The sequence below is a fragment of the Chroococcidiopsis sp. CCALA 051 genome (genome assembly GCF_003015105.1).
GTDB classification, from domain to species: domain Bacteria; phylum Cyanobacteriota; class Cyanobacteriia; order Cyanobacteriales; family Chroococcidiopsidaceae; genus Chroococcidiopsis; species Chroococcidiopsis thermalis.
In genome coordinates, this window is record NZ_PYCI01000017.1 from 1 (window position 1) to 14,878 (window position 14,878).

Annotated in this window: 12 protein-coding genes and 1 pseudogene; 6 read left to right on the forward strand and 7 right to left on the reverse strand. The window is 46.1% G+C overall.

From position 1 onward, the window contains the following. Positions 1-33 precede the first annotated feature (33 nt). Complete coding sequence (locus C7Y66_RS06045) at positions 34-1,005, reverse strand: GTP-binding protein (RefSeq protein ID WP_106544874.1); 972 nt, start codon at positions 1,003-1,005, stop codon at positions 34-36. An 878-nt stretch (positions 1,006-1,883) separates the two neighbouring features. Between C7Y66_RS06045 and C7Y66_RS06050 the strand changes: the two genes are divergently transcribed. Genes C7Y66_RS06050 through C7Y66_RS06060 form a run of 3 tightly spaced genes read left to right on the forward strand, consistent with a single transcriptional unit; the run spans position 1,884 to position 5,291 of the window. Next, entirely contained in the window at positions 1,884-3,332 is a 1,449-nt protein-coding gene (locus C7Y66_RS06050; protein WP_106544875.1) for an ATPase domain-containing protein, read from the forward strand. Beyond that, complete coding sequence (locus C7Y66_RS06055; protein WP_106544876.1) at positions 3,325-3,696, forward strand: response regulator; 372 nt, start codon at positions 3,325-3,327, stop codon at positions 3,694-3,696. Before C7Y66_RS06050 ends, C7Y66_RS06055 begins: the two co-directional genes overlap by 8 nt. A 38-nt stretch (positions 3,697-3,734) precedes the next feature. Beyond that, positions 3,735-5,291, forward strand: a complete 1,557-nt coding sequence (locus C7Y66_RS06060; RefSeq protein ID WP_106544877.1) for an ATP-binding protein — start codon at positions 3,735-3,737, stop codon at positions 5,289-5,291. Here C7Y66_RS06060 and C7Y66_RS06065 read toward each other — a convergent pair. Continuing rightward, entirely contained in the window at positions 5,288-6,202 is a 915-nt protein-coding gene (locus tag C7Y66_RS06065; RefSeq protein ID WP_106544878.1) for an alpha/beta fold hydrolase, read from the reverse strand. The two genes, C7Y66_RS06060 and C7Y66_RS06065, sit on opposite strands and share 4 nt — an antisense overlap. Positions 6,203-6,218: 16 nt before the next feature. On the opposite strand from C7Y66_RS06065, the gene C7Y66_RS30900 reads away from it, so the two are divergent. Next, entirely contained in the window at positions 6,219-6,386 is a 168-nt protein-coding gene (locus tag C7Y66_RS30900; RefSeq protein ID WP_158265873.1) for a hypothetical protein, read from the forward strand. A 325-nt stretch (positions 6,387-6,711) separates the two neighbouring features. Here C7Y66_RS30900 and C7Y66_RS06075 read toward each other — a convergent pair whose 3' ends face one another. From C7Y66_RS06075 to C7Y66_RS33300, 4 genes and pseudogenes are all read right to left on the reverse strand, one after another. Further along, a complete protein-coding gene (locus tag C7Y66_RS06075) occupies positions 6,712-8,124 on the reverse strand; it encodes a cation:proton antiporter (protein WP_106544879.1) in 1,413 nt (470 codons plus the stop codon). Between the two features lie 128 nt (positions 8,125-8,252). After that, positions 8,253-8,585, reverse strand: a complete 333-nt coding sequence (locus C7Y66_RS06080; protein WP_106544880.1) for a hypothetical protein — start codon at positions 8,583-8,585, stop codon at positions 8,253-8,255. Positions 8,586-8,683: 98 nt separating this feature from the next. Continuing rightward, a complete protein-coding gene (locus tag C7Y66_RS06085; protein WP_106544881.1) occupies positions 8,684-9,814 on the reverse strand; it encodes a sodium-dependent bicarbonate transport family permease in 1,131 nt (376 codons plus the stop codon). A 138-nt stretch (positions 9,815-9,952) separates the two neighbouring features. Continuing rightward, a pseudogene (locus tag C7Y66_RS33300) lies at positions 9,953-10,170 on the reverse strand (SulP family inorganic anion transporter); the annotation flags it as partial. A gap of 465 nt (positions 10,171-10,635) precedes the next feature. Here C7Y66_RS33300 and C7Y66_RS06095 point away from each other — a divergent pair. Next, entirely contained in the window at positions 10,636-11,031 is a 396-nt protein-coding gene (locus C7Y66_RS06095) for a nuclear transport factor 2 family protein (RefSeq protein ID WP_106544882.1), read from the forward strand. A gap of 436 nt (positions 11,032-11,467) precedes the next feature. Further along, on the forward strand, positions 11,468-12,574 hold the full coding sequence (locus C7Y66_RS06100) for a hypothetical protein (RefSeq protein WP_106544883.1): 1,107 nt from the start codon (positions 11,468-11,470) through the stop codon (positions 12,572-12,574). A 159-nt stretch (positions 12,575-12,733) separates the two neighbouring features. On the opposite strand, the gene C7Y66_RS06105 is transcribed toward C7Y66_RS06100, so the two are convergent. Beyond that, positions 12,734-14,647: a transketolase C-terminal domain-containing protein gene (locus C7Y66_RS06105; protein WP_106544884.1), complete on the reverse strand. Its 1,914-nt coding sequence runs from the start codon at positions 14,645-14,647 to the stop codon at positions 12,734-12,736. Positions 14,648-14,878: the final 231 nt, after the last annotated feature.

Genomic DNA, 14,878 nt, shown 5'->3' on the forward strand with positions numbered 1-14,878 from the left:
CAAAAAAACCCGCCCCTACGACTCCCGACTCCCTTAAATCAAACAAGCCCGAAAATCTTCTTTCAGCTTGTCTGCATCTAAATTGCGCCCGATAAAGACTAATTCGTTTTTTCTTTCGTCGTCAGATTTCCAGGGGCGATCGCGCGTGCCGTCAAATAGCATGTGTACCCCTTGAAATACATAGCGGCGATCGTCCCCATCAATGTTGAGAATCCCTTTCATCCGAAAAATATCGGGTCCCTGAGTTTGCAACAAGTAAGATAACCAATCGTTCAACTTTTGCATGTCGAGAGTTCCTGGTTCGACAATGGCAATGGAACCTACCGTTTCATCGTGTTCGTGGGCATCTTCTCCTAAAAAGTTGGGATCGATCTCTAGGGCGCGTTTGAGATCGAAGGCTTGCACGCCTAAGAGTGCATCCATACCCAATTCAGAGTTACGGGTGTGGTAGATTTTGGCGATCGCATTCATGCCACGAATTCGCCGTTCCAATTCTGCTAACTCTGTTTCTGAGACTAAATCGATCTTATTGAGCAATATCACGTCGGCAAAAGCAATCTGTTCTTGGGCTTCATCTGCTTCCCAGTGCTGCCAAATGTGCTTGGCATCTACCACTGTTACGACTGCATCTAAAGATAGCTGGGTTTGCATATCTTCATCGACAAAGAATGTCTGAATCACGGGCGCAGGATCGGCTAACCCAGTGGTTTCAATTACCAAATGGTCAAATTTATCGCGCCGCCGCATTAAATTACCAATAATCCGAATTAAGTCACCGCGCACGGTACAGCAGATGCAACCATTATTCATCTCAAAGATTTCTTCGTCTGCATCAATCACCAATTGGTTATCGATTCCTACTTCCCCAAACTCATTGACAATTACAGCTACTTTCTTACCGTGTTCGTGGGTCAGAATGCGATTGAGTAGGGTTGTCTTACCCGATCCGAGATAGCCCGTCAGTACGGTAACGGGGACTACATTATCTGCTGCTGTAGTTACCATAGCTCAACTTGTTTACCTTACATAATTTAGAATGATAACCATTCTTATACAATTTTACAGCCTGACGCGCACTACAATTTGCGCCGTAATTACTGGAGCGAGTAGCAGCCTGCGCTACAGCGACTTAAAATTAAATTTGGGCAGGCGAGCTAAATCTCTCTAACAGATAGAGACAGGGAGACAATTTCATTGTAGGGTGGGCAATGCCCACGATTAACTCAAATTACTATAGCACTCAGGGCGATAATTGTTTTTCAAAAACAATATAACAAAGATAAGATGAAGAAAGCATTCAATACTGGAAATTAAACAACAAATTTAATTCCACTCCAAGTCGTTCAAACAATTAATTAAGCCAGTCATAAAGTTATATAGCAATCCTATTTGATTCATGAACGTGGAGTGGGCTTCTAGCCTGCCGCAGGCTAGAAGCCCACTTTACAAATCATTGAGAACTGCTATGTATTGCTTAATTTAAAAAAAAATCGAATATTCTTTGCTCAGTATAGATTTATTAGTCGCTGGGCAATGCTTACCCTACTAAAATCTGAAACCGCCTCGGTCAGTAGATGTAAATCTCAGTTGTAGCCATAAATTGAATGACAACAAACTTTAAAAAAAACATACGAGCTGTTGCAAAGTAATAGAATTTTCTACTTTTAATTCTTATTTTAATAAATTTTTCGATTAAATTTTTATTTAAACCTAACACATAACAGTTTTCAAAAAGCCGACGATCTAATATAGATATCTATGAAAAAATCTCATTTAAAAAAAATGACTTTTAAAGTCTAAAGAATTCAATTAAAATTAAAACTGAAAAAAATCGAACCAGAAAATACAGAAAATGGTGGGTACTGATTTAAAGGACTTGAGCAATGAGTGAACGCATGTCCACGGGCATTTCAGGATTAGACGAAGTGCTGCATGGTGGATTAATTCCAGTTCGAGCTTATCTGGTGCGAGGAGGAGCGGGCGCGGGCAAGACAACACTTGGACTCAGTTTTTTGGTTGAAGGCGTTGCTAGCGGTGAAAAGCCGCTGTATATAACTTTAGGGGAATCCGCAGAGCAAATTCGCACAAATGCCGAGCGTATAGGTTTTGATACCCAAGGAATTACCTTCCTCGACCTCAGCCCAACATCAGACTTTTTTAGCCAAGTCCAGACTTACGATATTTTCTCGGCGGCGGAAGTCGAACGAGAACCGATGACGCAACAAATTGTAGAGCAGGTGCGATCGCTGCAACCGCAGCGGGTGTTTTTAGATGCGATGACTCAATTTCGCTATTTATCTAGCAATACATTTCAGTTCCGCAAACAAGTGTTGTCGTTTTTGCGGTTTTTATTAGAGAAAGGCGCAACGGTACTATTTTCTTCTGAAGATGGCGGCTCCGCACCAGATGACGATCTACAGTTTATGAGCGATGGAGCAATCCATCTCCACCAAAACTTGGAGGGACGTAGCATCAGCGTTACGAAATTCCGTGGCTCTGACTTTCGATCTGGTTTACATTTTATGCGCTTGACTGACAGAGGTATGGAAGTCTTTCCTCGCCTCCAGCCCGAAGTCCATAAGCGAGAATTTAAGCTAGAGGTCATTCCTTCAGGAGTACCAGACTTAGACGAGCTAATGCATGGTGGGATAGAGCGGGGAACAGTAACGTTGTTTACGGGTCCAAGTGGAGTTGGCAAGACATCCATCGGACTCCAATTTATGAAAGAAGCCGCAGGACGGGGGGAGCGATCGGTTGTTTATATGTTTGAGGAACCGATTGATGTCATGCTGCATCGTTGCGAAGCCATCAATATTCCAGTTTATGCCATGATGCAGCGACAAACGCTTTCTGTCATCCCGATCGAACCACTCCTCCACAGTCCCGATGAGTTTACCAATATGGTGCAACAGGAAGTAGAGCAGCAAAAGGCTCGGATTGTGATGATTGACAGCGTTTCTGGTTATCGAATTTCCCTGCGCGGTCGGGACGAGGATTTAGTGACTCACTTGCACGCCCTTTGTAAGTATTTGCAAAATATGGGAGTGACGGTGATTTTAGTGAACGAAACTGAAAGCATTACGGGCAACTTTCGGGCGACAGACATAGGTATCAGCTACATGACAGATAATATTGTTTTTCTGCGTTATTTGGAGATTCAAGGCGAGATCCGCAAAGCAATTGGCGTACTAAAGAAACGGTTGTCTAGTTTTGAAAAAACGCTGCGAGAGCTAGAAATTACTCGTTATGGAATCAAGGTTGGTCAACCCTTAACTCATTTGCGCAGCATCCTTAGTGGTACTCCCGAATGGATCGATAAAAACGGTGAGTGATGAAAAGCCAATTATACTGAGTGTAGATCGCAACCGTCGTAACTCAGAGCTGCTAGTTCAGTTTTTAGCGAAACAGGGATATCAAGTTCTTAGCGCGGCAAGTCAAACAGAAATCGAGTCCGTGTTAGAAAATACCAATAAGATCGAGTTAGTGTTGTTAGATATTTCTGGGTTCGATCGCCAAATTTGGTCTTTATGCCAACGGTTACAAGAGAAAGCCATTCCCTTCGTCGCGATCGCAGCACCTCATCAAGCGGGAATGCAGCAGGCGTGTCTGGCTCGCGGTGCACTCGGCTTGCTAGTTAAACCATTGACTGCTCAAAACCTATTACAGTTAATTCGCAATCTGCTACAGCGAGCGTGATGATTTTACGATTAACTATTAATGATTAACTATTAACTATGGGTCGAATTCTACTGCTGCTCGAACATCAAGAAAATCGTCGTCTGTTATCGGAGTGGCTAGCACCTCGTTATTCGGTCATTCTACCGGAAGTGGCAGCACAGGTAACGGAGCCAGCAGATTTAGATTCGCAACCCTTTGACCTATGTATTCTCGATGCTAGAGCATTAGATCGTTTTTGGGAATGGGTGCAAGCGAAAAGAACTGCCGAAAAACCAGTCTTTTTACCCTTTTTGCTAGTAACTGCGCGTCAGGATGTAGGATACGCGACTCGGCATTTATGGCAAAGTATCGACGACTTAATTACCAAACCGATTGAAAAAATAGAGTTACAGGCACGGGTAGAAATTTTACTGCGATCGCGCCAATTTTCACTTCAACTTCAGACCACAAATCAGCAACTTCAGCAACAAATAGTCGCCCGTCACCAAGCCGAGGCGGGAGAAGAACGAGCGATCGCCGCCCAGCACCAAAGTGAAATCCAGTTTCAGCGCTTAATTAACTCTAATTTAATTGGGGCGATCGCTGCCGATATAGAGGGGAACATTACAGATGCCAATGATGCCTTTTTAAGAATGGTCGGTTATACCCGCGAAGACTTAAAGCAGGGAAAGATCCGTTGGAATGATATGACTCCACCAGAGTATCGCGATCGCGATCGCGATTCGATCGAGGAGTTAAGAAATACGGGTGTTTGTAATGCGTTTGAGAAAGAGTATATTCGAGCTGATGGCAGTCGGGTTCCGGTGCTAATTGGAGTTACTGTGGTAGAACGCTCTCCCCGTTTAAATTGTGTTGCTTTTGTCCTCGACATTACCCAACGCAAGCAAGCAGAAGCAGAAATGCGTAATGCTTTAGAAAAAGAACGCGAATTGAACGAATTGAAATCTCGGTTTGTTTCAATGGTTTCTCATGAGTTTCGCAACCCACTGAATTTGATTTCTGGTACAGCTCAACTGTTGGTTCGCAGCAATAACAAACTATCCGAGCCGAAAAAACAAGAATTGCTCCAACGTCAGCAAGCCGCAGTCAATCGGTTGATCGAACTGTTAGATGATGTACTTACGCTCGGTCGCGCCGAGGTTGGCAAATTAGAGTTTAATCCAATTGAGCTAGAATTAGAAGCATTTTGCCGTCAGTTGGTAGCAGAAATGCAGCTGACAGCTAAAGAAGCACACGCGATCGCACTTGTATCTCCAGGCAAACGTTTCACCGCCAAAGTGGATAAAAAGCTTTTACAGCAGATATTGACCAATTTACTCTCAAATGCAATTAAATATTCACCCCAAGGTGGAGACATCACGCTTGATCTTACTTGTCAAGAAAACGAGGCGATTTTCCGTGTCAAAGACGAAGGGATTGGAATTCCTCCCAAGGATCTACAAAGGCTGTTTGAATCGTTTCATCGCGCCAGTAATGTCGGTGGTATTCCTGGAACTGGATTAGGGCTAGCAGTCGTCAAGCAAGCGGTAGAATTGCATCAAGGCGCGATCGCGGTTGAGAGTGAAGAGGGAGTTGGTACTACATTTACAGTTACGCTACCGATGGATCGCTAGAGTAGAAAAGGCAAAACGATCTCTGCTAGTTCGGCGGCATACTCTTCATACAAACCCAATGAACCTGGTAGCGTCTTAGTTTGCACTCCTGGTAAAGTTGCCAAAGCTTCCATTTCTGCCCGTGACTTAGGCGGAGACTGTTCTCCAATTACAACCAACACGGGTATGGAGAGAGATTGAAACCAATTGAGAAAATCTTGACGCTGTTGCACCGGATCTAAATTCCCAGTCACGAAAGCAGCTGGAGCAAATCGCGCCCCTGGTTGCTGAGTAATTTCCCATTTTTGTTGAATGAACTCGTCTGTCAGCTTTGTCTTGTCTGCATAGACGTGACTGCCGTACATGTAGCGCAAAAAGCCAGGTGTGGTATTCATCTTATACAAAGCCTGACCGAGAACGGGCGATCGCACGGCTTGCCTCACCGTCCCAGCAACTTGTTTATTGACACCCATTACTGTTAAAGGACCCCGCCAAGTAGGTGCGACGAGGACAATTTTTGAAAAAGCTTGCGGTTGAGTGGCTGCCAGTTGCATTGCATAACCAGCAGCATGACCAGCAGCGATAACGATAATTGGAGTTTGAAACGTGCTATTAACAAAGTCTTTTAACAACTGCTGATATAACTCAGGGCGATAGTCGAGTGGAAGGCGAGACGATACGCCAAAGCCAATCCAATCGAGCGCTACAGCTTGAAAATGCGGAGATAATAACTTTGCCAGTTGCGCCATTTCTCCTCTAGTAGAAACGGTGCTAAAGGCAGGTAAGAGTAGAACGGGCGTTCCTTGTCCCAGAGTTTCGTAGACTAGCTTGAGGGATTGTCCTTGCCAAGACCAGGGAAATTCGCGCACTTCCCCACCCATAACGCTAGCTGGTTGAGTAGAGGCTAGATCGGTCGATTGGGTAACAGTCATAAGACAAATACTAAAAATGATTCTCAACACCTCTATTTTAGAAGAGAGTCGTAGGGGCGGATTTTTACAAAATATTTATGAAACAACCCAGAATTGGGCGAATAAACCCGCCCGTACAGGAGTCGGGAATGAGAGGCGATCGCATTTTTACATTTCAGCTAATTTTGAACGCCAGAACTTGTAGAAGCGGGTTCACTTAAAACACTATTTATACAGAAAAATTCCGTTTAAGATTCGCGATCGGATGTTGTTGTAGCTGGTATTAAATGTTACTAGCTGGGAACACTAAATCCATCACCAGCCACAACAACGATTGAGTATTGGTGAGGACGTAACCGACAGATAGGCTGTCGGTGTCTAGAGTCAAATGAACGCGAGGTCATCGGCATTTACCCAACTACCGTTGATTGGTGTAACTTGGTGCTAGAAACTCTGCAATTTCTCGATCGTTCACCCAACCTCGCACCACAATCATCTATTGAGTAAACAGCCGTAATCTCGTAAAACCGTTACTCACTTGCTGTTTCTACAGCCGTGGTAGATTCTGGGATGGGATTCGTGGATGAACCAAAAGCAACCCGTAAAAAAGGTGGAGCCAGAAAAGTTGTCAAAATTACCATGATAATAATCGACACCTCCAACGGCTTATCCAAAATGCCGCTAGCTGAGCCGATGCCAGCAAACACTAGACCCACCTCACCTCGAGGGATCATCCCAACCCCGATCGCGAAGCGATTGATTCCGGGTAGTCCAAACACTGCCCAGCCCGTCACCAGTTTGCCAACGATCGCCACCCCTACCAAAAAGACAGCAATCAATAGTCCTGCTCGATTCTCCGGGACTGCCGGGTTCAAAACACCGAGGTCGGCACGCGCTCCCACCGTCACAAAGAAGATTGGTACTAGTAAATCGGCGATTGGTTTGATTAATTCATCTAACTCGTTCCGGGCATCGGTTTCATCGAGCACTAAACCCGCTGCAAAGGCACCCAAAATCGCTTCGAGATGAATGGCGTTACCTAAAAATGCCATAAAGAAAGCGAAGATGAATGCCGGAATAACAATATTTCCACGGGTTTTGAGCCGATCTACGATCGCCACAAAACTTTTGTTAAAGACACCCCCCAACAAAATTGCTCCAATCAAGAATGCTGTAGCACTGACAATCAAGTAAATGACATTGGCGACATCAATCTCACCGGTTTTGGCTAAGCTGGCGACTACAGCCAAGACAATAATGCCAAGGACATCATCAATCACCGCCGCGCCAACAATGATTTGCCCTTCTTTGGATTTGAGTTGACCTAACTCTGCCAACACTTTAGAGGTAATGCCGATACTCGTTGCCGTTAACGCAGCTCCCGCAAAAATCGCTGGAATTGCGGCTACATGAAAGAGCATCATTAACCCTGCCGTACCCGCCGTAAAAGGTGCTGCGACTCCGACACAGGCGACAACCGTGGCTTGAATGCCCACTTCCTTCAGTTGCCGCAGATCGGATTCCAGTCCAATTTCAAACAGCAGAATAATCACGCCGATTTCAGCCAGAACCGAAATCACTTCACTTTGCGATTCAAAGATTCGGGTCAGCGCCTCCGGTGCCAATTGATTTAACCCTTGCAACGCCGTCATAATTACCGAGTCAGAGGCAGACAGCCCCCCTTCGGGAAAGATCACCAGGTGCAACGCCGAAACGCCGACAATCACACCAGCGACCAGTTCCCCCAGGACGGGTGGAAAATCCAATCGCCTGGCGACCTCTGCGCCAAACTTGCTGGCCAGATAAATTACTACCAGCGTCAGCAATACGCCAGACAGAATAATAGGTGAATCCTCAGCAACAACGGTCGCCAGGAATGGTAGCGGAGTCATGAGAGCGGCTATCCCCGCACTGAAAGGAGGCAGAATGTTGGACAAAATCATGAGTTTAAAGCGATGAAGGTTAAGGGTTTGAGGGAGTCATAAAACTGCGGGGGGTACTAACGTTTGGAGTAACGGCTACCAAAAAGCCGGGGTCATGACCCGGCTTTTTGTGTCTAAGTCGTCTCGATTCAACAGCCGTCTGGTCCACAGAAACTGTGCCCGTACAGGACCTCCGCGTCACAGATATAGATAATGCCCGCATAATCGAGGAAAAACTTCACTCCAACCTGATCCGCAATATTCTCGGCCATATCCCGATCTGGGGTAAGTATCTCGAACTTTATATTCGCTGTGGTGTCAGAAACGCTGGGTTGTCCCGACGATCGCACGTTGCGACTGCCTTTACCGCCAGTCTCCACCACCGTATAACCAGTCGCCCCAGCTTCATCGATAATATTGGCGATCTTTTTCAGCAGAATCTTTTCCGTAACGATGACAAGCTTTTTAGCTGGCTTAGCCATGTTAATTACCTCCTTACCTCTGTATCTCGATCTTAATATGTTGCTCTACTTGGTCTGCCGGGACAAGGGAGCGCCGACAGACCGCGACCCGTCTGGGACTAGCCGCCGCCGATTGCCTGGGCAAGCCCGAGGAAAAACGGTATACACAAGCCGATCGCAACGGGCGTACCGATGGCTGTGGAGGCACCGATGTAGGCGGAGGGATTGGCTGACGGAATACCAGCTCGCAATGTGGGCGGGCCTGAGATATCTGAACTGGAGGCGGCGATGACGGCTAGAATCACGACACCGCCAAGGCTGAATCCTGTGGCGTAGTGGGCAATCAGGCCGAGACCGAAGGCGATTAGCCCATGCACAAACGGTGCCACCAGGCTATACACGACATACCACTGGGCTACCTTGCGTAGTTCGCCAATCCTTGACCAAGCTTCCATACCCATAACCAGCATCAAGACCGAAAGCAAGCCGCGGAAGAGGGGGTCGTAAAAGCTTTCATAGACACTTTCCGGTCGGGTGAGGATGCCAAGAGCAATGCCGAGCAACATTGCCGATAGGGCAGGTCCCTGGAGGCTTTCCTGTACGATCGGCCAGATCTTGACTCGATTATCCGCAGAATCCTTCTGCTTGCGATACTCTTGTCGGTTGCCGGGATAATCTTGCCGATCGGGATAATCGCCTGCCGCAACGGGCTGCTTGCTGAAAGATTCCTGCTTGCTGAGATACTCGTCTGCTGTCCTACGCTTCTTCCGGTTGAGATAAATGTTGGCAACCACAATTGCAGCGACGAGTGCTGGGATATCCATGAAGGGATAGAGTGCGGCAGCCCATGCCTCATAAGACATTTTTTGTTCTTCCAAAAGCGTTAGGGAGGCAGCCATCGTAGAGCCACTCACGGCACCAAACAACCCCCCAGTCGCGATCGCATCCACGGTTTTGACCTTTGGCAGCTTGGCCAATGTATAGCGCGCGATGAATACAATGAGAATCCCGACTGCTACCGAAAACGCTGCGGGTAAAATCATCTCCGTCAAGTTGGAATTGCGGATCGCAATACCACCGGTCAGACCGATTTTGGTGAGCAGCATGAAGACGATGATCTTAACAATCGACTCTGGAATTTGCAGTTGGCTGCCGAGAGAGGCAATGACCATACCACCAATTAAAAAGCCGAGTGTCGGGGACTGCAACTGCTTAACGAAGTCCATTAAAAAATAGGACAAAAAATCCACGAGTACCTCCTTATACCTCCTCTGACGAGAAGTATTGCAATGAATGAACTAAATGAACTTTAGCGAGTTAAAGAGAGTAAGAGTGAGGCGCTTCACCCCTACAACACAGGTGTTGCACGAGAACCTGTAGACAGGGCTTATGGCTATTGACCCGGTCGGTTCAGACGACGTTGGGGTACCGCCAAACAGAGCGGCAAAAAAGCCGCCACAAACTGCCCCATAGAGTCCACCGCGGGGACCCACCCCAAAGGCAACGCCGAATGCACAGCCGGGGGTAATGAGACAACGGCAGCCGTGACACCGCCGAAGATATCGCCCCGGAGGTTATTAAACTGGATGAGATTGGTGATTGCCATAATTGAGGTAAACGAACGGTAGATCGAACTAACTAGAAGCGACCCATTTCATAGCAAGGATCGGCTATAGGTAAAAATCGGCTGGAGAATGGAACTTGGCATCTGCGATCGCGCTTAAAGAAGTCTCAACAGCAGACTGCCGAGAATGATTGTCGAACGACTTCAAGTTCTGAAAAACTAAATCGTAATAGTTAAATCATTTGTATATTTTTAACTTTACGCCACTCTGAGTAAGCTTACTTATTAATCAATCAAAAAAAAAGCTTTTGTTTGCATAGAAATTTATCTATGGTTTTTAGATCGCTAGCACCGCGAAGCCAGCAGTCGGGGACAGCAGCCCAACAAGTCGTTGCAGCGGCGGAATAAAGGTTATTGTCAGGAATCATAAGTCACTAGCCGCCGCTGATTTGAGCCGTTGTGTCGCTTTCTTGTTTTGACAAAGTTCGTGATGTATATTCAAGAACTATGAGTTCAAATCAACAACAATTTCTACAAAATCTTTACAATGCTTTCAACAAGCGCGAAATTGAAACAATCATTTCGTTTATGCAACCGGACGTAAAATGGGCGAACGGAATGGAAGGCGGTTTCGTTTACGGGCGCGACGCAGTGCGCGAGTATTGGACGAATCAATTCAAGATTATTCAACCGCAACTCGAACCATTAAATTACGAAACGGATGATAACAATAGAGGTGTCGTAACAGTTCATCAAATCATTAGAGATTTGCAAGGCAATTTGCTCGCGGATATGACTGTTCGGCAAATCTTCACAATCGAGAACAATTTGATAAGTCTTTATGAACTCGGCGAGAGCGAAACAATACAAGCGACAATTCAGAAGGCTGGAACATCCAATTAGCGACGAAATCTTTAGCTGTTAATTCTTCTAACAATTGCACTTCATAAGATATTTGCTTTTGAAAATAACAGTGCGGCACAACAAATCAATGGACGTGAGGGCGAAACAGCGACTTTGTTATTTACGTCTTGCATAAAATTTTGCGTTGACACTGGCGATTTCACCCCAAGTCATCTCAACCGTTAAACCGCGCCAACCACTGTGAGTGTATGAGTTTTGAGCGAACTTGAGCGATCGCTATGACAAAAAAGTGAATTCTGTATAGTAAAGCAGATCGGCCAGTTAATCGATAGTTAACGCAATCTAAACTCTCTACGATTTGGCAGGGCGATCGCTTACAATTGCTGTGTCAATCGGCACATCATCGATCGCATTTCAAACTCTGCTTAGTCTATTGATTTTGTCTCCTCAATCTAGTTCTAGAGGAACTAAAACTATGAAAAGACTACTTGCCCTGCTGCTGTCTAGTTCGGTACTCGCTTCAGTGCCGCTAGCAATCTCACCTCGTGTCCTAGCTCAATCGTCCACCTCCACTCCAACGACTCTTGAAGCCGTCCATCCTAACGGCACGAGCTTACAAATTACAGACGCAAGATTTACCAAAACCAACATCTCGCTGAATCTTACTGCGGTCAATCGTAGCTCCCGTAAAATTCAACTCAATAGCACCAAAGGGATGGTTTTAATCGATAATTTGGGCAATCGATACTTTATGGAACCCCCAGAAACAAATCGATATTTAGCGATGAATCCTGGTAAAACCTCGCAAGGTTGGCTGACCTTTCGGGGTGGACTTGCACCTCAAGCAACCTCCCTCATGTTAGTCACAAATAGTCGCAGGGGGTTAAAGACCGATCCTGAAACTCAGTATCCGCTCCTGACCCTGCAAATTCCCATCGGACAGACCGTTACTCGTGGGCAAACTGCGCCATCTCAACCGAGACGTTCTGCGAATGCCGGATGGGTGACTCCGCCGTCTTACACCATTCACGGACGCAAAATTCAGCATCCTACGGGTAATTTTGACATTCGATTACAAAATGGGGCGCGGCTGCACGTCAGGTCGCCTAACGTTAGCTCCTCTAACACCAATTCAATTCGGACGAATCGAATTAGCACTGCATCAGCGACTGCTCCGGTGAGAACAGAACGGGCGGCTCTGTCCTACTCGGAGCAGGGCTTAAAAGTTCAACATCCCAATGGAACAGTATTACAAGTGATGGGAGTTCGCTTTGCAGCCGATCGCATCATCGTGAATGTAGCTGTCGTCAATCGATCGCCTAAAACAATTAAACTTAACACGAATCCTCAAAATTTGATTCTGATTGACAATTTGGGCAATCAATACGATATTATTACCGCGATCGACAATCCTAGAGTAGAAGTGGCTTCCTACAGTACATTTAACGGTGACTTGACCTTCGCCACTCGCTTAGATTCAAACGCGACTTCACTCACCCTAATTACGAATCAACAATTTCATGGTCTACAAAGAGATACAACTTCACCTCGATTTGTCGTCGCGTTGCCACTCAATCGATGAGAAGATTCAGGCTATTATCTGCCGCCCCTCACTTTCGCAATTATGCTATTAAACGACACAATTGAAGAAATTTTGATTCATGCCACCTAATAAGTAATATTAGGTGGCATAGCCATGAATCAAGCAATACAATATGAGTTATTTCGGCAATATCAAGTATTACCCAATTAACTCTTTGACCTTATTCATAATTCCTGCTGGGTCAATTCCCTGATGTGGGTATTGTTCCCACAAACCGCCACAACCTTCATGATAAGTACCGAGGTGAGCGTATTTAGGAGTATAGCCGCGCTCTAATAACCAAGAACCGAAACGACTACCCAAGCCAGTGCGACGGTTAAAGGCTTCCGCAACCACTACAAAGGAAGTTTTGCCGATTTTTGCCATCGTCTCCTCATCGACAACATTCAGCGTGGCTTTATTAATTAAACCCACATCGATTCCTTCTTGCTTCAGACGCTCTACAGCATCGAGGGAGCGGTACAAGGCATCACCAAAGCTGACGATGTAACCCGCAGTTCCTTCCCGCACGACTTCATCTTTACCAGGGACGAATTTGTAGTTGCTGCCAAATAAGTCGTTACCGTTACCGTCGAGAATGTTTGGTACTTTGGAACGTGTAGAGAAGATGAAACGCAAACCAGGAGCGCTAAATACAGCATTCACGCAAGCTTTCATCTGATTGGCATCGGCGGGGAAATACAGCCGTGTTTCGTGACCGTCATCCAAGCCATTATCGGCAAACATATTGTTGATGCCAAAATGACAAGTATTATCTGCCATGTCATCAACACCTGCATGGGAAAAATGACAAAGGACATTGGAATAGTTCAACCGCGCCATCGTAATTTCAGAAATGCACATTTCTAGGAAGGCGCTGAATGTGGCAAAAACTCCTTGCTTGCCTTTTTCCATGCCAAATCCAGCCGCAGCCGAAAAGTTACCGCGCTCCATAATCCCAGAAGGAATGAAGATTTCGGGGTAAGCATCGTGAATCTTCTTCAGACCGCAGGAACCTTCTAGGTCGCTATCGATGACCATGACTTTTTCCTTGCGTTCCGTCTCGCTCATCCGACCGAGAACTTCTACCATTGCTTCGCCAAATACGTTGCGGTTAGCGCCTAATTTGTCGCCAGAACCGAGGAAAGTGTAACTATCTTTGGGTTTTTGGATGCTCTTGATATGTTCGACAGCCGCCGCTTGTCCGCGAGATTCGAGATATTTCAGCGCCAAGTCTACCGAAATCACGTCATGACCGTGGGTAGAGCCTTCTAAGCCTTCAATTCCGGGACACATGGGACGCTTGTTAATCACCGCGATCGCGCCTGGTGTAGTTACAGCTTCGCATAGGCGACGATACAAATCATCAATATCTTCACCATCTCCCTCAAGTACTTTCAACCCATGACCTTGCAGGGTTTTGGCAACGCTGAAACCAGGCAAATATTTAGAAGGATGTCCGGCGATCGTTACATCATTATCGTCGATAATTAGCTTCACGTTGAGGTGTTGGGCGATCGCTAACCGTGCTGCTTCCGCGTCATTGCCTTCTTGCTGCGAACCGTCCGAACCCAAGCAAAATACTGCTTTGCCAGGATTTGCCATTGCCACACCGTTAACATAGGGCCACATATGTCCCAGCCGTCCGGAACTAAACTGCACGCCAGGAGTTAATCCTAGTTCGGGGTGTCCTGGTAGTTTAGAATTTGCTTCGCGATATTTCAGCAGTTGTTCGGCTGGTAATTCACCGCGTAAAGCTGCCATTAAATATTGAGTGCCGACTCGGTGTCCCGCTTCATCAAAGAAAATTGGCACGAATTTATCCGGCGCTCCCCGAAAGAAGGCATCGAGAATCATGACTTCTGGTACGGTGTCGTAGGGTCCACCTGTATGTCCGCCAACTCCTTTCGCAGCTCCAGTTGCCGTAAATAAAACGATCGCATCGCGACAAAGTTGAATATTTGCTTTTAAAGTTTCTCGCTGTTCGTTTGTGAGGACGGGGTTGCTTGGATCGAGTTTCAGAGGTTTGTATGCACCGAGATCGATAGGGAATTTAGTAGCGGTGATAGTCATGGCTAATGTTTTAGTTACGAACTAATAGTGGACGGGTCAACTATGCGGAAAAGCTGTATTAGTCGCTTCTACCAGCAAAGCAGTCTGCGGGAATCGAGTCAATCGGTTGTTTCTACAAAAGCGCAGTCACGAGCGATACACTCAAACGTGCACAAGTATGCTTGAATTATGCTTGAATTCAGTTATAAGCACTGACTAACATGCAAAAACCTGCATGTTTATGAGTTTATA